Annotated in this window: 17 protein-coding genes and 2 pseudogenes; 15 read left to right on the top strand and 4 right to left on the bottom strand. The window is 58.4% G+C overall.

What is annotated here, in order from left to right:
- Positions 1–132: 132 nt before the first annotated feature.
- The 6 genes from ACIA76_RS28995 to mshB all read left to right on the top strand — a co-directional run bounded on the left by ACIA76_RS28995 (position 133) and on the right by mshB (position 6,595).
- Positions 133–1,536 (top strand): glycosyltransferase family 4 protein, encoded by a 1,404-nt coding sequence (locus ACIA76_RS28995; RefSeq protein ID WP_397156109.1) that lies wholly within the window; start codon positions 133–135, stop codon positions 1,534–1,536.
- A gap of 252 nt (positions 1,537–1,788) precedes the next feature.
- Complete coding sequence (gene galE / locus ACIA76_RS28990) at positions 1,789–2,778, top strand: UDP-glucose 4-epimerase GalE (protein ID WP_397156107.1); 990 nt, start codon at positions 1,789–1,791, stop codon at positions 2,776–2,778.
- Positions 2,775–3,383 carry a histidine phosphatase family protein gene (locus ACIA76_RS28985; protein WP_397156105.1) on the top strand — a complete coding sequence of 203 codons (609 nt, stop codon included), beginning with the start codon at positions 2,775–2,777 and terminating at the stop codon, positions 3,381–3,383. Before galE ends, ACIA76_RS28985 begins: the two co-directional genes overlap by 4 nt.
- Positions 3,343–4,899, top strand: a complete 1,557-nt coding sequence (locus ACIA76_RS28980) for an alkaline phosphatase family protein (RefSeq protein ID WP_397156103.1) — start codon at positions 3,343–3,345, stop codon at positions 4,897–4,899. The genes ACIA76_RS28985 and ACIA76_RS28980 overlap by 41 nt, the downstream gene beginning before the upstream one ends.
- A gap of 177 nt (positions 4,900–5,076) precedes the next feature.
- A complete protein-coding gene (locus tag ACIA76_RS28975) occupies positions 5,077–5,478 on the top strand; it encodes a pyridoxamine 5'-phosphate oxidase family protein (protein ID WP_397156101.1) in 402 nt (133 codons plus the stop codon).
- A gap of 223 nt (positions 5,479–5,701) precedes the next feature.
- Positions 5,702–6,595 (top strand): N-acetyl-1-D-myo-inositol-2-amino-2-deoxy-alpha-D-glucopyranoside deacetylase, encoded by an 894-nt coding sequence (gene mshB, locus ACIA76_RS28970; RefSeq protein WP_397156166.1) that lies wholly within the window; start codon positions 5,702–5,704, stop codon positions 6,593–6,595.
- A 215-nt stretch (positions 6,596–6,810) separates the two neighbouring features.
- On the opposite strand, the gene ACIA76_RS28965 is transcribed toward mshB, so the two are convergent.
- Together ACIA76_RS28965 and ACIA76_RS28960 are read right to left on the bottom strand one after the other, a co-directional pair.
- Positions 6,811–6,987, bottom strand: coding sequence for a hypothetical protein (locus tag ACIA76_RS28965; RefSeq protein WP_397156099.1), 177 nt, complete (start codon positions 6,985–6,987; stop codon positions 6,811–6,813).
- Between the two features lie 18 nt (positions 6,988–7,005).
- The gene (locus tag ACIA76_RS28960) at positions 7,006–7,302 is read right to left on the bottom strand and encodes a transposase (protein ID WP_397156097.1); all 297 of its coding nucleotides are present in this window, start codon (positions 7,300–7,302) and stop codon (positions 7,006–7,008) included.
- Positions 7,303–7,432: 130 nt separating this feature from the next.
- On the opposite strand from ACIA76_RS28960, the pseudogene ACIA76_RS28955 reads away from it, so the two are divergent.
- From ACIA76_RS28955 to ACIA76_RS28945, 3 genes and pseudogenes are all read left to right on the top strand, one after another.
- Positions 7,433–7,669: pseudogene (locus tag ACIA76_RS28955) on the top strand (helix-turn-helix domain-containing protein); the annotation flags it as partial.
- Between the two features lie 43 nt (positions 7,670–7,712).
- A complete protein-coding gene (locus ACIA76_RS28950) occupies positions 7,713–8,222 on the top strand; it encodes an IS630 family transposase (protein ID WP_397156095.1) in 510 nt (169 codons plus the stop codon).
- 48 nt (positions 8,223–8,270) lie between these two features.
- Positions 8,271–8,426, top strand: coding sequence for a hypothetical protein (locus ACIA76_RS28945; RefSeq protein ID WP_397156093.1), 156 nt, complete (start codon positions 8,271–8,273; stop codon positions 8,424–8,426).
- A gap of 76 nt (positions 8,427–8,502) precedes the next feature.
- On the opposite strand, the gene ACIA76_RS28940 is transcribed toward ACIA76_RS28945, so the two are convergent.
- Together ACIA76_RS28940 and ACIA76_RS28935 are read right to left on the bottom strand one after the other, a co-directional pair.
- Complete coding sequence (locus ACIA76_RS28940) at positions 8,503–9,156, bottom strand: class I SAM-dependent methyltransferase (RefSeq protein ID WP_397156091.1); 654 nt, start codon at positions 9,154–9,156, stop codon at positions 8,503–8,505.
- A gap of 69 nt (positions 9,157–9,225) precedes the next feature.
- Entirely contained in the window at positions 9,226–10,263 is a 1,038-nt protein-coding gene (locus ACIA76_RS28935) for a metallophosphoesterase (RefSeq protein WP_397156089.1), read from the bottom strand.
- 494 nt (positions 10,264–10,757) lie between these two features.
- On the opposite strand from ACIA76_RS28935, the gene ACIA76_RS28930 reads away from it, so the two are divergent.
- The 6 genes and pseudogenes from ACIA76_RS28930 to ACIA76_RS28905 all read left to right on the top strand — a co-directional run bounded on the left by ACIA76_RS28930 (position 10,758) and on the right by ACIA76_RS28905 (position 17,755).
- Complete coding sequence (locus tag ACIA76_RS28930) at positions 10,758–11,978, top strand: pyridoxal phosphate-dependent aminotransferase (protein ID WP_397156087.1); 1,221 nt, start codon at positions 10,758–10,760, stop codon at positions 11,976–11,978.
- Between the two features lie 102 nt (positions 11,979–12,080).
- Entirely contained in the window at positions 12,081–13,100 is a 1,020-nt protein-coding gene (locus tag ACIA76_RS28925; RefSeq protein ID WP_397156085.1) for a 2-hydroxyacid dehydrogenase, read from the top strand.
- A 346-nt stretch (positions 13,101–13,446) separates the two neighbouring features.
- The gene (locus ACIA76_RS28920; protein ID WP_397156083.1) at positions 13,447–13,860 is read left to right on the top strand and encodes a GNAT family N-acetyltransferase; all 414 of its coding nucleotides are present in this window, start codon (positions 13,447–13,449) and stop codon (positions 13,858–13,860) included.
- A gap of 207 nt (positions 13,861–14,067) precedes the next feature.
- Positions 14,068–15,912 carry an asparagine synthase (glutamine-hydrolyzing) gene (gene asnB, locus ACIA76_RS28915; RefSeq protein ID WP_397156081.1) on the top strand — a complete coding sequence of 615 codons (1,845 nt, stop codon included), beginning with the start codon at positions 14,068–14,070 and terminating at the stop codon, positions 15,910–15,912.
- A 484-nt stretch (positions 15,913–16,396) separates the two neighbouring features.
- Positions 16,397–16,693, top strand: a pseudogene (locus tag ACIA76_RS28910) (helix-turn-helix domain-containing protein); the annotation flags it as partial.
- Between the two features lie 198 nt (positions 16,694–16,891).
- Positions 16,892–17,755: a hypothetical protein gene (locus tag ACIA76_RS28905; protein WP_397156168.1), complete on the top strand. Its 864-nt coding sequence runs from the start codon at positions 16,892–16,894 to the stop codon at positions 17,753–17,755.
- The last annotated feature ends 455 nt before the right edge of the window (positions 17,756–18,210 follow it).

Here is an 18,210-nt window from a genome sequence, read left to right as displayed (position 1 = left end):
CCGGACGAATGGCGAATCAACCGATGCTGAGTTGAGAACACACCAAGCACTGGTTGACCACGCTACGAGCACAATGTATTCACTGACTTCCCGGTTCCAACCGGGGACGCTTCAGGACGGAGTTCGGAACTGATGGAGATCGTACTGACTGTTTCCGATCAGGCTTGGGGTGGCAAGCAGCGTTACATGCAGCAAGTTGCCGAGGGGCTCACCCAGTTCGGACATTCGGTGACGGTGATTGCGGAGGACGGCAGCGCCATGCTGGAGGCATGCCGAGCGGCGGGTCTGCCGTCCGTCGGTGTCGCTGGTTTCGACACCGAGGCGGCCACCGATGCTGTAAGCCACGTTCTGAGGGAGCACAAGCCCTGGGTCATTTGTGCAACGGGTCGCGCGGATACTGCTGTAGTGCAACGAGCACGGAAGCGCGTTGACGGTATCGCTGCACTCTGTATGTTCCGCCATTCGGCCTTCCCGTTGGGCACGACGGATGAAGTTCGTGAGTTGCTCGAAGGCGCGGATCTGGTGTTTGCCACGTCAAGGGAACAGCGGCAGCGCCAGTTTGGGGCACTCATCGCAGCCGATGTGCTCGGCGAGGACCAGGTCGAAGTACTGACCAGCGGGGTCGACGACGGCCTGCTGAGTGCGCTCGATGCTGTCGACCGGGATGCAGCCCGCACACAACTCGGAGTCGATCGAGATCAGTTCGCCTTCCTAGTCCTTGCCCGTCTGGCCTGGGAGAAGGGTATCGACCGTGTCATCGAAGCATTCGCTCGGCTGAACGAAACCCGGGATAGGGTCGATGCGGTGCTGCTCATCGCCGGCGACGGCCCGTTAGAAGCTGAACTGCGCTCCCAAGTGGCAGAACTGGGAATTGATGGCCACGTCCGATTTCTGGGCCATCAACCGGTGGTAGCGGCCCTCATAGCCGCAAGTGACGCTGTCGTCCTGGCCAGCACGGTTCCTGAAACCGGACCGCTGGCATTGAAGGAAGCTATGGCTGGCGGTCGACCCGTCATAGCATCAGCACAGGGAGGCATCCCAGAGTTCGTTGACGATGAGCAACATGGGCTGCTCATCGTCGACGATGAGGATCTGTGGCAGGCGATGCGCCGGCTCGCCACTGACCGCAGCGAAGGACAAGCGCTGGGCGCAGCTGGCCGCGATCGCATACTCGGCGGCCACTTGGCGACGCGGCGCCTGGAATACCTGGCACATCGCCTCGATCTCCTGGCCATCGAACAGATCGATCCCGAGTTGACACTGCGTGAAATCGCCTGGGGCGATGTGAGACTGCGCGATGAGACCGCGGGCGGCTTCATTTTCGTACCGCGTACCTCGCAGATCATGGAACTCGGGGCCGAGCCGTACGCGATCGTGCGCAAGGCAGTGGAGGCGAACGATCCGAGTCTGCTGGCGCACTCGGCTGCTGTGGCTTCACTGGCCCGCAGCCTGTACAGCATGGGTGCGTTGACTCGGCCGCAGGCGCGACCTCCACAGCGACGAGGTTCCCGGGCAGAGGTGCTCGGCAGTTCGTGATCAGCCGGCTTGTCGGTGCCGGAGACGTTGGGGGTGATCCGCTGGCCTCACGCCGCCGCGTGAACGGCACCGACACTGGTTCGACGGGTACCCGAGAAGTGAATGCTTTACGGCAGCATCCGGCACTCGGGATGAACTGGGGGTCGGTGCTCTGTAGTTCTTTGTACGACGTCCGATACGTCGGCGATAGTTGCCGAGGACAGTGGCCGGGCTGGCGCAGGTCGCAGTCGAGTTCTGAGTAGAGGAAGAAGTATGCGTGTTCTGGTAACTGGCGGTTCCGGCTATGTGGGCTCGTTTGTCGTGCGTCGACTGCTCGAGGAGAACCATGAAGTCACCGTGGTCGACAGTCTGGTCAACAGCCTGCGTCCGAAGTTCGCCGAAGTTCATTTCTATCAAGTAGATGTGCGCGATCGTGTGTCGGTGTGCGCAGCCGCCTCGCAGAGCCGACCAGAAGCGATAATCCACTGTGCTGGGTTGAAGTCAGTGGCCGAGTCAGTGGAGCATCCGTGGGTGTACTACGACGTGAACCTGGTTGGCACACTGAATGTGCTGGCAGCAGCACGTGAGGCTGAGGTAGGACACTTTGTTTTCTCCTCCTCATGTTCTGTTTACGGATCCCCCCAGATCTCGCCCGTCGGAGAGAATGCACCGACACTGCCCCTAAGTCCTTATGCTCACACGAAACTGGCCGCCGAAAATGCCATCCGGACATGCGCACAAGCACTCGGCACGACGTTCGTAAACCTGCGCTACTTTAATGCTGCGGGCGCCGCCGAAGATGGAAGCTACGGCGAACTCGTGACCCGCAACACCACACAGATACTTCCGCTCGCCTTCATGGCTGCCCTGCGTCAAAGACCTCCTCTGCAGTTGTTTGGGAGGGACTATCCCACCTATGACGGCACCGCTGTGCGTGACTACGTGCACGTCGAGGACCTTGCGCGCGCACACGTCACTGCGCTGGGCAGCCACGGCCATCGCCCGCAGGGCACCTTCAACCTGGGAAGGGGCGAGGGCACCAGCATTGGTGAGCTCCTAGCGGCCATCGAGCGAGTATCTGACCTACAGGTTCCCGTTATCGATGCATCCCGCAGAGCCGGCGACCCCATCGAGACCTGGGCCGACACTTCGTTCGCTAAGTCGGAGCTGAATTGGGCAACGCAATTCGATCTCGAGGAAATCGTCCGAAGCGCATGGCGATGGCATAGTGGGCCGAGCGGAAAGCTCACCGCAGTCGGATGAAGCTTCTTCTCATACGGCATGGCGAAGACACCGTCAACGCTGCCGGTGTTCGCACGCTAACGGCGAAGGGCAAGCAACAATCGCAGGCGGCTGGCAGTTGGCTTCGCGCCGCTACCATCGAAATATTATACTGGAGTCCGATGCGCAGGACATTCGAGACTGTGCACGAACTTGGTGATCGATTATGGATCCACGGTGGGCCCGACTCCCGAATCAGCGAGATCCGGCCGGGGCCCGGCCCTCCGCCTCGGGAGCGCCGTGCCTCTGATACGGAGCCTGGCTTCGAAACATGGTCGGATTTCTTGGCCCGTGTGGCAGGTTGTATTACCGAGCTGGCCCACGCCCATCAACATCAGACCATCGGGCTGGTCACCCACCGCGGAGTCTTCGACGCCGTCCACGAGATTGCTAGCGGATCCGCACGCCGGGTCGAACTCGCCGTGGACCACGGTTGCATCACCTCATGGACCTACGATCCTCAAGCCTGCCACGGACGGTGGATCCTGAATTTCCACAACTATCGGCCGTGTTGGTCGATGTCTCTGCATAGGGGGAGTGCGTACAGTGAACGAAACAACGCCGAAGCTTGTGATCATCTGTATTGACGGGGCCAGGCCCGACATTGTTCGGAGTTTCGACATCTTCTCGCCACCCTTCGCGGTACCGGACACTGGGCCGCGAAGACTGCGCTCCGTTTTTCCGTCGTCAACTGCCACCGCCCATGCATCGTTTCTGACCGGCGCTGACACCGCCGGCCACGGTATCGTGGGTAACCGTTTCTGGAATGGCGAACCCGTGGAAGGCATCTTTCAGAGGGCGGACAACCCGCTGGCCTCGCTACATCCCTACGAATTCGGCAGTCTCACGGCCGATTCTTGGTTGAACCGGCTCACGGTTCGTGGAGCCACATCGGCAGCCATCCATTTCCCGCACACATTCGACCTTTCCGACAATGATCCGTCTGCAGCGGTGTTCTGCCTGTATGCGCCCACTCGCCGTCTTAAAGTCGCAATAGCTGATGCGGGCTGCGCGGCTGAGGCGGCCACCACGACATACTTCGGTGAGGAGGTGACTGCGTCGGCGAACCGCACACAAGGGGGCAACGCACTCATATTGTCAATTCGCGCCGAAAATGGGTCATGGTCGTCTGACATAGAGCCGAATTCCCAACATCGGGTGGCGTTCGATATCGCCGCGGGGCGCGTATCAGCATACTGCTCATGGCAGCAGATCTCCTCGGACGAGATCGAGCTGACGATTACAACCGCAGTTTTGACGATGTTCTTCGGTGAACTAGACCTTCCTTGGGATCCCGACAACGAAAGCACGCACCCGGCTACTTCTGTGCCTAGTTATACGGCGTCCGGAGTCAACGACTTCTTCGAAAGTCCGCGGGCCGAGTGGGTCCGAGAAGTCGCGCTGTCGACAGCTGGCGCCGTCAGCCCGGAGATATTGCTTATTCGATTCAACCAGATCGATCATGCCCAGGAGTTTCTGTACTGGCAGGCTTGCCGCGGTTCGGGTGCAACTCGCCGACAAGCGCGCGAGGAAATAATTGAGACGTATGACCTCGTCGACCGCTGTGTATCGACCATCGTCGAATCCATCGGGCCAGGCGCCGATTATGTGATCTTCTCCGATCACGGTATCGAGACAGTGGACCGGCACATCGGCCTCAATGCTATTCTGCGCGAATGTGGGCTCGCCCGAGACATGACTTTCCAGGGTGACAGTCATATCGCGTATCTCTACGTTGATGGGACCATGAAAAAGACTCAGCTGGAGCGATTGGAGACTCAATTGAGGTCGACGGATGAATCGGTGAACATTCTTTCCGACAGTGACCTCGAACAGCTCAGGCTTCCTGCCGGCTCACCCCGTGTGGGCAGTCTCGCTGTCATGTGCGGACCTCACTGCAAATTTACATACAACCTCAGCGATGCGAGGGTGGCTGTTGTCCAATCTGCATCGCATGGAAACGTCATTTCCGATCCGGATATGGACGGCGTGATCCGAATGTTCGGACCTAATGCACTATTGGTCCCAGTTCCTGATGCGATCGTCGAGTGTGCCGAGGTCATCGAATCACTTTGGAAACTGCAGACCAAAGGAACATGCTGAGAACCTGTCACCGCCGTGGGGTGACAGGTCTGCCATCGGTGGCCGGATGGCGGTGCTCAACACATACTGCGCGGCATAGCTCGATCAGTGCGCGTCTGGCTGCGACCCGAACACGGTAGTTGGAATCCGAAAGGAAAAAAAGTGACAACAGAACACTCGACACCTTGGACTCCCCCAGTGGTCGACGTCAAGCCGATTGTGCCGAAGTTCGTATATGAACTGTGGGAGCGCCAGCACTGCGCGGTGTTAACTACCGTGTGTCACGGCCGACCCCACAGTTCGCTGATGTGGTACGAGCCCTGGCCGGACCACATCTTGCTATCGACTGTCATCGGTAGACAGAAGTATAAAGATGTATTGGAAAATCCGAACGTGTCGCTGTTGTTTCATCCCGATGGCGAGTGGGACCGATATTTGGAGCTGCGTGGTACAGCTCATTTCGGTGGTGACGGCAGGGCAGCGATCGACAGAATGTACACTCATTACCGATCAAAAGGCACCTATCCGTGGGATTCTGCAGAAGACCGCCGCATCGAGATCATCGTCGACATCCGCAAGAGTTTGTCGTTCATCGGGTAACTGTGCACATGTATCTTATCCGGGGTAGGTCAGGCAATATGTGCAGTCCGGTCGCGCTCGACGATGAAGAAGCGTTGGCATACCTGCGGAAGCGGTGCTGCAGATCGGAGAGTCGCGCGGCCCAGCATCTCCTCGGACGCTCGGCGAGTACGGGATGGTTGCCGTGCGTAGCGTTGTAGGCGGTGTCGGGCCGCGGAAGCCCTCACGATCAACCGGCGGCGGCCTGTTGTTGGTGCACGCTCACCCTGATGATGAGTCCATCACCACGGGTGGGACCATCGCTTACTACAGTCAGCGCGGGTTCCCAGTGACCGTCGTGACCTGCACGCTCGGAGAAGCGGGCAATGTCATCGGTGACCAGTATGCGCAATTGGTGCAATCTGCGGCCGACCAACTCGGCGGATACCGGATCGGCGAACTTACCGCAGCGTTGGCCGAGCTCGGGGCCGAAGCGCCGCTGTTCCTCGGAGGGGCCGGTCGGTGGCGCGACACCGGCGTGGTGGGTACGCCCTCTGGGCCCACGCTTCCCGCCTCCGTACACCCTCGGGCGTTCGCGACTACTGGAAGTAATGCTGTGCAAGAACTGGTACAGATTCTGCTCGAAGTGCGCCCATTGGTGGTTGTCGGCTATGACCCGAACGGCGGGTACCGTCACCCAGACCATCTTCGTGCACACCAGATAACGATGGCTGCGGTCGATTCAGCGGCAGAGATGGGGTGGCAGACCCCGAAGGTGTACTGGTCGGTCACCGACGAAGCAGTCCTGCAGTCACACCTTGAGGCACTACGCACAGCGGGGCAAACGTCGGCAACGCTACCTCCTGAATGGCGGTTGCCGCGTCGGGGAGAGCTTGCAAGCGTGCCCAGCTGGTCGGTGACTACCACGATTGACTTGTCGGACGTACTGGAGGTCAAGCTTGCTGCCATGCGCGCCCACGCAACCCAAATCAGCGTGGCTCCGTCCGGCCGTGCTTTCGCTTTGTCGAACCAAGTTGCGCAACCGGTCCTACCGGAGGAGCATTTCACTCTTGTTCGCGGTCGATTGGGTACGGTTCTGACGGACGGGCGGGAGCGCGACCTGTTCGCAGGACTAGCCTCGCGTATTCATACCGGTTGAGCAGGTAGTGGCCAAGGAATGGCGGCAGGTGCCCTGATCTGCGATTATTCGACTTGCTGAAGGTTGAATGATCGTGGTCGGAAGTTGCCTTTCTGGTGCGAAATATACCTGGTGACTCGCGTTGGCCTGGGTGACCAGCAGCAGGTGGGCCTGACGGCGAGCGTAGCCAGTCGGTCAGTCGGGCTGGCCCGACTTGTGCTGTGGCCGTTCAGAGCTCAGGCTGCCGGGAGGGGATCGAAGCGCACCGTATAGCCGATGGCGTTGGCCTGGCAGACGATTCGGCGCATCGCGCGGTCGGGGTTGATGTTGGCGAAGTAGTCGGCGCCGAGGTCGTGGTAGTCGACGTCGGCGGAGAGCATGTGCCAGACCGCGGTCAGGATCGTGCGCTGCAAGGCGACAAGGGCTCGCTGTTAGCCCAGTCGCTTGTAGCGGGCGCCGCGGTAGGTGTCGGGCGTTCGGATCGCCGACATCGCAGCGATTCCCAATGCGCCGGCCAGCCATTTGTTGCCCGAGCGGGTCTTGCCCGATTTACGTTTGCCCGCAGATTCGTGATGCCCGGGACAGACCCCCGCCCAAGAGGTCAGGTGCCCGACGGTGCAGAACCGATCCATGTCACCGCCGATCTCAGCGACGATCACCTCAGCTGCCCTGCGACCGACCCCGAAGATGGTCTCCAGCCGATCAAGCTGGCGGGAGAAAGGGCGCATCTGATTCTCGATTCGCGCCGAGAGCTTGCGTGGTGGTGTTGGCTGTCAGGATGGAGTTAACGGCGGGTCAGCGGGCGCCGAGTTGCGGTGCTTGATCAACAGTCCGGACGTGTCCGCGTCGGTGCGAATCATGTTGTGGCGGGCGGAGAATCGGCAGAAAGACATTGCGGCGCTGGCCGGGGTGTCGCGGCCGACGATGGACTGGTGGCTGGCGCGGTATGCGGCCGAGGGCGTGGCCAGGCTGGCCAACCGCCAGCCTGGCGCGCCGTGGGAGCAGGTTCCGGCGCGGATCCGTGCCCGCATTCTGGCGGCGACCCGGTCGAGTCCGCCGGATCGCTTGTCGCAGTGGTCATTTCGGGAGATATTGGAGTTCATTCGCCGCACCGAGAGTGTGCACGTATCGCATCACTATGTGTCGAACCTGTGGCGTACCGAGGCTTGCACCGCATCGCCAGGGCACGTTCATGCTGTCGCGGAATCCAGCGTTCGCGGAGAAGGTCGCCGATATCATTGGTCTCTACCTGGATCCGCCCGACGGGGCCGTTGTGCTCAGCATTGACGAGAAAACCCAGGTCCAGACCTTAGATCGGACACAACCAGTGCTGCCGATAGATTTCGATGTCACCGAGAAACGCACCCACGACTACATCCGCCACGGCACCACGAATCTGTTCGCCGCCCTTGAGGTCGGCACCGGGCACGTGTACGGCGAATACAAGCCCACCCGCACCGGCGGCGACTTCGTCGCGTTCTTGGAGAAGGCCGTGAAAGCCCACCGCGGCAAGACGATTCACGTCGTGCTCGACAACCTGTCCACTCACGGCACCCCGGAGGTTCAGCAGTGGATGATCACCCACCCCGATGTCCAGTTCCGCTTCACTCCGATCGGCCCATCGTGGTTGAACATGGTGGAGTCCTGATTTGCGATCATCACTCGGCAATCGATCCGCCGCGGCACCTTCACATCGGTGACGATGCTGGTCACACAGATCCGCGACTACATCGAGCACTGGAACGCCGACGCCGCTCCGCTTACCTGGACCGCCACCACCAACGAGATCCTGGCCAAGGTCCGGCTCACCCAGGCCAACATCCGCAAACTCGTCGACAACAACGGAAAGTAGAACCATCAGAATCGCGCACCACTAGCGGCGAGGCGACTACAAGCGCTCACCGCGATAATGAACCGTGCTCGATTGGCTACGCCACAACAGGCTTGTCGTAAACGAGAGAGTATCGCCAGAAAAGTCGGCGCCGAATCTTCGCGCCGGGTAGGTGTTCGGTGGCCTCGGCGCGGATTTCGTCGAGTGTCTCGCGCGGCGCCGCCGTCGGAGCCGTCATGCAGGCTGGGAGCCGATCCGCCATGCACGGATGTTTGACAAGTCCCATCACCATGTTGGTAGGCACCGCCACTGCAGTTGTGACGCTATCGACCGTCCCTGCTGCTCGATAGCAACCGATGACAACGAGCCGACCGCCGGGCCTCAGGCAGTCGTTCAGGTCACGCATGGTGTCGGCCAGCGGGAGGTGATGCAGACTGGCCACCAGGGTGATCGCGTCCCACCAGCGATCGGGATCGCGTTGTTCGAACCCGATCTGCTTGATGATCACAGAGTCGCTGTCGGCAAATCGTGCCATCGCCACACGGGCCGCAGCAGGATCGGGCTCGAATCCGGTCACTGATCGGTCCCGTCGCTGAAGGCGGGCAATCAGGTCGCCAGTGCCGCAACCGATGTCGAGTATGTCGCGCGCTCTGCTCGATGCCACCTGCTTGACGACCCAGTCACCGTAGAAATTGTTATGACTCCATGGATGCTGCTGATTGAAACGATCAATGCGAGATTGCAACGTCACCACCACACCGTAGCGTGTCGATCCTCAGCGCACAGGCGGTACCGGATGTCCAGACCGCCTACATGTTCCTCATGTGGAGCGTCGCCGGAAGACATTGGCCAACTGTCCGTTCCCGAGGTCAACAGTGAAAACCCCTACCTCCGCTGAGTTCGGGCACAGATCCAAAACCATGAAACCAACGTCAGTGTAGTTCTGGAACAACGCAGGGTTGGCGCCCGGCGCAGCACCGTGCGCAGTCTTTGCGCCAGCGCCGGAGACGATTTGGCGGGTACCTCTGGATGCAGTGTTCGGGTCCAGTACCTGAAGGGTGTGATCGTGTCCTGACAAGATGAACTGGCACCGTCCCAGGACATGCGTTTCGAAAAAGTCCTTGACGTGGCGACCGTTGATAGCTTCGAAGGGAGAGCCCTCGTACTCGCCAGCGTTGCCGTGTGGTCCGTTGCTGAGATATGGGTGGTGGGTGCATGCGATCTTCCACTTCGCTGGCGAGTGGTCGATCGCCCGGTCCAGCCAGGCGGCCTGTTCGGTCATGAACATGCCTCCTGGCGCCCAGTACGGCACCACGGGTGGCGGCTGGTAAGTGGCAAGGGGATTCAGGTCGAGCACAAAGAACTCGACTATGGGGCGCACTTCTGGAATAGGTACCGAGTAGTAGCGCGATGGCATGAACCATCTGGCGGAGCGTGAATGATAGGCCACCTCATGATCCCCTCGCAGCAACCAGGCGCCATCACCCGGGATGATCGCACTGTTGTCGTGGTTTCCTTGGACCATCAGCCACGGAAAGTCCAGACTGTGGTTGGGATCCTCGAACTTGGCGCGGAACTGGGCGTCATTATCGGCCCACGGACCATAGTCGTATAGATTGTCACCGAGGCTCAGCGCGCATGAGAACGGCTCATCTGCATGCAGTGCGCGAACCGCGTCGGCGACCAACCACTGTGGACGAGCACCGGTCCCCGCGTCACCGATCACGAGAATGCGCAAATCTTCGGTTTCGGGCATGGGGAGCTTGTCACATACCGGATCTGCATGAGCAACATTTGGCATCGCCGCAACGGCGGCACCTGCGGCGCCGACCAGGAAACTCCTACGGTCCACGTACATACCTCTTCCCCGGTTCTACTGCGGACTGGACGTCCAATGGCTAGATGAATCAGAACATCAAGTAGCTATTGCGTCAATATCGTGCAATTCGAGGGGGCGACCTCCGAGCTTGGTCTGGCGGCCGGGCCTGGACAGTATTCTGACGCATGGGATACTCCAGCACTCTTGGCGAGGGGCGCTCGCACCTGCGATGCTGAGTATCGCAAGAGAAACGATGAACGTCACGTCTGATGTACCGATCTTCAGCAGCTGGAGGGGAGAGATTGACATGTCGTCCGTGTAAAAGATCATTAATCAATGGTTCACGGCGTTGGCGCAAGTGGATGGAAGCCGCGGCCAGCGCGCACTTGTTGCAAATATCTGCTGTTTCCGCGGAAACGCAGTAGCGAAGCAAACCGTGCCACGTCCTGATGGCATTTATCGGTGAGCGGTTTCGACTATTTGATTCCTGAAGCGCCAAGTCGACAAATCGATTTCGAGGAGTTCGTCAGCTTATGACCAGAGAAATGGGCAATTCTGTCTACGCCGCCAGGCAGTCTTCTGTACCAAATATGGGTGCGAGCGTAAGTAACACAACGTACGAAAGGTTCAGTCTTGACCACTCCATAAATCTATCGGATGCTCATTGCCGCCAGCCGTTGATACCATCGCAACTTGAGATCATAGACAAATTACCCGAACTCTTTCACGATGCTCAAAGCCAGTCGCAGTTCGAGCTAGAAGAGGCGTTTCTGAGCGCCTTTCTGTCACTTGCGGGCGAGCCGGTACTACGCGATACTCGCCGGTATTTGCTCTCGTACTCGGCTTCCTGCGCAATTACTATGGTCGCAAGCCACTGCGTACGTGCGGGCAAGCGAGTTGCTTTGATAGAGCCGGCATTCGACAATATCCCGTCTATCTTACGCAGGGAGAACGTGGACCTCGTTCCTCTGCCGGAAGATGAATGTACCATTGAAGGATTTCCTGCTGCAGTCGCGCGACTAGAGCCGGCAGTCGTTTGGCTCGTCTCTCCGAATAACCCGACTGGCTGGACGCTATCCGAATCAGAATTTACAACGCTAGTTGAATGCTGTGCCGCCCATCAGTGCACTCTGGTGCTTGATACATCTTTTCGTTTCTATGCCCCCACCCTCACCAGCTGGTCCCAATACGATATTCTGGAGGAATCGGGGATCTCGTATATCGTTCTTGAGGATACGGGTAAGACATGGTCAACAAGCGAACTCAAAGTAGGTCTGACGGTATGCAGCGAGGACTTATTTCATGACATGTACCGCTTGCATGACGACTTGTTGCAAAGTGTCTCACCTTTTCATTTGCGGGTGCTGACGGAATTCATCGAAGATAGTAGAAAGAGTGGGATCGAAGACACTATTCTTCCGTTTGTTCGTCGGAATCGGGATATCCTCCGATCGATTCTTTCAGGTGATCCGTTCAGATTCGTTACTGAGCGTCAGGCCCCCGTCTCGGTCGACTGGGTAGATATTCAAGCCGAGTTCGAGTGCGAGGACTTCGTCCATGCGGCGATTCGAGAGGGCGTTCACGTTCTACCAGGAACTAACTTCTTCTGGAATCAACCGGACCGCGGTAGGTCGTTCATCCGGATCCCGCTAGCTCGTGATCCTGAAGTGGTGCGAGAGGGTGCCAAAATTCTGCGAGATGTCGCCAATCAGTTGTCTGCGGACGGCATTCTCCCACATCCCGGTGAGAACTAATCTCGCTCGGATATTTGCTAGTCGGCGCGGCTAGGAGAGGCCGACTAGATTCGCATCGGCAGAGGTAGAGTTTCAATTTATGAGATACGTGGGGAAATGAGAATGAATCGCCACCGTGTGTTGTTTACGGGCTCGATGTTGACGCCCGCTGATATCGAATGGATGCAGCAGAACAATCTAGACGTCAAAATCTGCGCTGGCGACCTGTCGGAATCTGAGTTGGCGCGTGAACTGGCCGGCCAAGATGCTTACATTCTGGCGGGCGTAGAGCGGGCCTCGGCCAGCGCATTGTCGGCAGCCGACGAGCTCAAGGTCGTTGCCTTTCTAGGTGTTGGCTACCATGCGTTCATCGACATCGAGACAGCGACGGCAGCGGGGATCGCTGTGACCAACGCACCAGGAGCTAACGCTCGCGCGGTGGCGGAGTTCACAATCGGCCTCACGCTGAATGCGTGGCGCCAGGTTACGTACCTGGCACAGCAGACCAAGGCGGGGCGATGGCAGGAGGTCATGGGACGCAATCTTGAGGAGAAAACCTTTGGCATCGTCGGCATGGGGACGATCGGGTCGATGGTGGCGCGCACGGCAGCCCTCGGATTGGGGATGCGAGTGGTCTATACCAACCGCACACCAAAGCCGGAATTGGAGAGAGATATAGCAGCTCGCCGAGTGGACTTGTCCGAGCTGGTTGCGAATTCTGACGTGATCAGCCTTCACGTTGCTTACGGGCCAGAGACAGATGGAATGCTTGGCGAAGCGGAGCTTGCTGCCGTCAAGCCGGGTGCGATCCTGATCAATACATCCGAGGCAGAACTTGTGGACGCTGCGGCGCTGCGGACCGCGTTGGTTGAAGGGCGCCTGGTAGCCGCTGCCATGGATGGCTACTACATTGAGCCCGTCCCGGCTGTCTCGGCGGACCCCTACGGATTACTCGCACTCGGCGACGACCAGCTACTTGTTACCCCTCACACTGCCAACGCTACTCAAGAATCTTTTCGAGCGATGCTCACGGCTAATATTGAATCTATTAGGAATATCCTAGAGATGGGGGACGATCCGCGAATCGTGAACCCGCGATTTCGCGATCATGCTCTATGGTTGCGAGCAAGCGATCGGATCTGACACTGCGGTTCTATCTTCGGCCCACTCAAAATTACCTACTACTCACGGCGGGTTATCAGCCTGGCATCGGTAAACGAATCATCTGAGACTGTGTCTCATGTAGATTTCGCAAATCGTCTTGTAGCTGAGTCCGGTAGTGCTACCGATTCCGACGTGCCGAAAGCGGATTACAACCACGTACGTAAGACGCGGTCTGAGACCGCATCGGTAGGTGTGGGGTGTTCATCTTGAATTATTCGATATCGCCAAATCTCTATGCAGAAGTCTTCTGCAGTATCGAGAACTGTGGAACTCTAAAGAGGTTATAATGAACGCAAAGAGCGCTACGCAAATTTTATGCCGACGTGTGACCCTTGAAGACCTGGAGCCGATTGCTGCTATCGAAGCTCAAGCATTCAGCGAACCCTATCGATTCTCGATGCTTCGCCAGCTGTATGAGATCCATGGAAGCGAATGGTTTGTCGCTGACTTGGACGTTTCGGTGGTTGGGTATTCACTGACCATGGAAAAAGCTGGTCAGGCTCTATTGTTTACTTTCGGGGTGGCTAAGGACTTCCGGCACCGCGGTTATGGGCGTGTCTTGCTGGAGCACACGATGCGGCAATATCGTGCGCTGGGTGTACGGATATCGCTTACGGTCGACCCGGAGAATGCGCGAGCAGTCAATCTATACAAGCAGGCAGGATTTGTTCACATGAGGCGCGATCCTAAGTATTTCGGTCTCGATGAGCCACGGGACATTTACGAATACCCGGGCTAGCCCATTGGTCGAATCGTCGGCGTTGTACTGATCGGCTACCCACCTTCTGATGTCAGTGACAGTCGCTGGTCTGCTGGGCATACGTTGTGCATTGTCGAGAAACCTTAGTCCCGCGACATGTGCGCCTAAATGGCTCTCGGCTGGGATGCGAAAGCTGAAAGTGCGGGGCCCGGTCGCGCTTATTTCCCAATAACAGGAGGAGTACATATGTGCGGTATGGTCGGTTGGGTTTCTTTCGACGGCGATTTGACTCAGCAAAAGGACGTGCTCGAAGTCATGACCGACACCATGTCGTGTCGTGGCCCGGACAGCGGCGGTACTTTCGTACGCGCGCATGTTGGGCTGGGACATCGACGGCTGGCAATCATTGACCTGCCGGGTGGTGTACAGCCAATGAGTGTGCGAACGCCGGCGGGTGAGGTCAGCCTGGTGTACTCGGGGGAAGCATACAATTTTCGTGAACTGCGAGACGAGTTGAAAGCGCTAGGGCACCCGTTCCGAACGCAAAGCGACACAGAGGTCGTGTTACGAGGCTACTTGCAGTGGGGTGAGAGCATTGCCGAGCACCTCAATGGCATGTACGCCTTGGCGATATGGGATGCGCGCGAAGAGAAGTTGGTGCTGATCCGAGATCGCATGGGTATTAAACCGCTCTACTATTACCCGACGTCAGACGGGGTGTTATTCGGATCTGAACCGAAGGCCATACTGGAGAATCCATTGTGCCGCAAAGCGGTCGACCTTGATGGTCTGCGCGAGTTGTTTGCGTTGACCATGCAGCCCGGATGGTCATTATGGAAGGGCATTTACCAGGTCCGACCGGGCACCCTGGTGAGGGTGGACCCGATGGGGATTCACCCGCGCACATATTGGCGGCTGACTGCAACCGAGCACGTTGACAGTCTCGACAACACTGTCGCAAGAGTGCGGGAGTTGCTCACCGACATCGTAGACCGGCAGCTTATCGCAGATGTGCCGCAGTGCGTATTGCTATCTGGCGGGCTCGATTCCAGTTCCCTCGCCGGGCTGGCGGCAGCGCGGTTGGCGCAGCAGGGTGAGCGATTGCGCACGTTTTCAGTGGATTTCGTGAACCAGGAACGGGATTTCGTCCCTGACGCGGTGCGCGAGACTCCTGACGCGCCGTTCGTGCGTGAAATGGCGGCCTTAGTGCGATCGAAACACCTAGACGTTGTGCTGGATCCGACCGATCTGTCAAACCTTTCGACACGACGTGCCGTCGTGACTGCCTGCGACATGCCTAGCGCAATGGGAGATATGGATACGTCGCTGTATCTACTGTGCAAAGCAATTCGTGCGGAGTCGGCCGTCGCCCTATCTGGCGAGGCGGCCGACGAGTTGTTCGGTGGCTATCGGTGGTTTTTCGACGACAAAGCGCGATTGGCGTGTACGTTTCCATGGTTGGCGTTCAACGATGCAGTTACCGGAGATCGCCGGTGGCAGGTGTTGAACCAGGATCTGCGGCGAGGGCTGGACATGCCGGGTTATGTAGCTGACCAGTATTCCGCTGCGGTAAGGGAGGTCGGGCATTTGGATGACGAATCTGAACTCGAACACCGTATGCGGACAATTTCATACTTACACCTGACTCGGCTTGTGCGAATGCTTCTCGACAGTAAGGATCGTATGTCTATGGCAGCAGGGCTGGAAGTCCGAGTGCCGTACTGTGATCACCGCCTCGTCGAGTATGTGTATAATGCGCCTTGGTCATTCAAGACGTTTGACGGCCGCGAAAAGAGCCTGTTGCGACATGCTGTTAAAGACGTCCTGCCGCAGTCGGTAGTCGAGCGGGTCAAGAGTAACTATCCGTCGCCGCAAGATCCTGGATACGCAGAGGGCCTGCAGCAACTGGCCAAAGAGTTCCTCATCGAGAAGGATTCTAATCTGTTCAAATTGGTTGATCGAGCATGGCTTCAGTATGCAGTCGCACAAGATCCGACACAAATGGACCCCTTCGCGCGCACCGGGCTAGATCGTGTGATCGATCTCTACATCTGGTTGGATATATATTCGCCTGAGCTGGAACTGGGCTGAGCGCCGTACTTCATTACTGACCATCGACGCGTGTTGACCGTGCAAGCCGTTGCCGGACATCTGAGCACCATTGACTGCCGAAAGCGTTGACAGCATGTGGCTCCTCTACTGCCGAGCGCGGTCGGAGACGGTGTAGACGCTACCTTTACTGCCGACGCATCCGGCACCGGATTCCTGCACTAAAGACACTGCTCATTCCATCGGCTGCCAACGTTATCTGTGTGATAGTGGGAGAATCTCACCGTCGTGTCGGTAGCCATGTCGAATACCCCTAGGTGGAAGGCCGGCCGGGCGAAGTGCCCTCATCCTGAGTGATCTTACTGAGGTGTGCGCACAAGCCATGAACCACTTTGCACGTCACGCTTGCATTGCATCAAAGCCCATCGACCTGAGAGGAACCAGGCGATAGGTTCGGGTCGGTGCGCTTGCATGATGAGGTTTAGCAGGACGCGTGATCTCGCGGGTGGAAAGGAAGGTCAACAGCATGGTGACGTATCAACACAACAACCGATGCGGGCGTCGCCTAACTCGGGCTATCACTGCGTCAGGCGGTTCCATGAACGACGCGGCGTTCGCCATCTACCAGCACTGTAGCGTTTCATTGCTGCGGGCATACCGCATCGCTTATGGTTTTACCCTTGTGGAAGCTACGAGGCTGCTCAAGGATATCCTGCGGTCCCGTGGCGCCTCCTACGAAGGACTTGGGCACCAGCAACTCTCACGGTGGGAGAATGGTCAAGATGTCCCGACCCCTCGCTACCTCGACGCATTGTGTGCTCTGTACCGCACCAGATCCGACCTACTTGGCTTCGGGCACGACTACTCGGACCTGCCGTCGGTCCTGGGCCAAGACTCAAATGTATACATGGGGCTAATGTCAGCGGTAGTAAGTGCAGATTTGGAACCTATGCCGATATCGCTAAACGAGCTGTTGCCGGGCGACTGTAGATTCCTCGGCCAGTGGCCAGGAGTCGAGAGCGTGAGCCGTCTCGAAGAGATTACTGAGCAAGCTGGATATGCGCTATATGCTGGTTCCCCAGCAGAGTTCATAACGTCGCGCATGACTGACCTGGCGCGGATTAGAGAATTTTTGATATCTATCAGGGAAGAGGGGGTCCAACGCCGATTGCGGCGGGTGTTTGCCAAGAATGCTGGGTTCATCGCGATCCGGATTATCGACGTGGCAGATCAAGCTGAGGCCCTGGAGTGGCTGGGTGTGGCTTATCGCGCAGCTCACCGGGCTGACGATTCGACCGTGAAGTCATGGGTCGCTGGATATGTCGGCACAGTATGCGCCTGTTACAGCCGCTCGTTCAAGACAGGACTCGAAGCGGCACGCATGGCCCAATCGGCTGGCACTCGCCACCCGAGTGCCGCTGCTGTTTTAGGCCATCTAGCGGAGGCAGGGGTGCAAGCAAGGATGGGCCAGAATCGAGCGGCCATGGAAGCCATCCACAATGCCGATCAGATGTTCTCCTCCCTTCCCGAAGCCGAGACTGCGGCTGACGGATACCACGTTACGGAATACTTTCTGCGCTGGCATCAATCCAATGCCCTGACCGCGCTCGGCAGACATGCTGAAGCCGACGTCCTACGCACGCGAGCTTTAGAGCTGCCATTCAGCCGACAGGACCGGGTCGGCCAGGAATTGCTTCACTTGGATGCGGCGGCCTCGAAAATTGAAGAAGGAGAGGTAGATTTGGGTCGGGAACTTGCTGCTGCCGTATGGGACCGTCTGCCGTCCGAGTATCGTATCGGATGGCTGCCACGGCGTGTTTCTCAAATCCTCGGTAGCATCAAACCTGTCGAATCGCTATCTGTGGGGTGTGTGCGACTGCCCTGAATGCGCGCACAGTTGCGTCTCACCACTGATCGACGGCTACATGTGTCCCGGTGCGGCGATCAGCCTCCTCAGCGTGGGCGGACTAGCGGCTGTGGTACTCGGTCCGCCTCAGGTCGCAATCGCGGTCGTTGCCGACGTGATCCCCGGCATTGTGCTACTTGCATCCGTCGGTATCTCACTGCGCAGCCTCGCCCGATGAGTGTGGCCGCACGATCAGCTGATCGTAAGGTGCACCAGCCACCGCGGCGAAAGGAAATCTGCCGGCGAGTTCGATCAATGTCGGCCAGATTGTGCTACGCCATCGATTGCCGTCGGAGCTGGCGCGGAATCGAGGCGATCCGCGGCGAGATACCGAGAGGCACAGGAAGTTACCCGGCTGCAGCGGCGAATGTCTTCTGACGTCAGCCGATCCGAGTCGATGACGATCACTACCCTTGGCAGGTTCCGTGCGGAAC

Origin of the sequence: Nocardia sp. NPDC051570, from assembly GCF_044454005.1 — a bacterium.
GTDB lineage: Bacteria > Actinomycetota > Actinomycetes > Mycobacteriales > Mycobacteriaceae > Nocardia.
The sequence above is the reverse complement of the archived record's forward strand: the minus strand, read 5'-3'. Positions and strand labels throughout refer to the sequence as shown.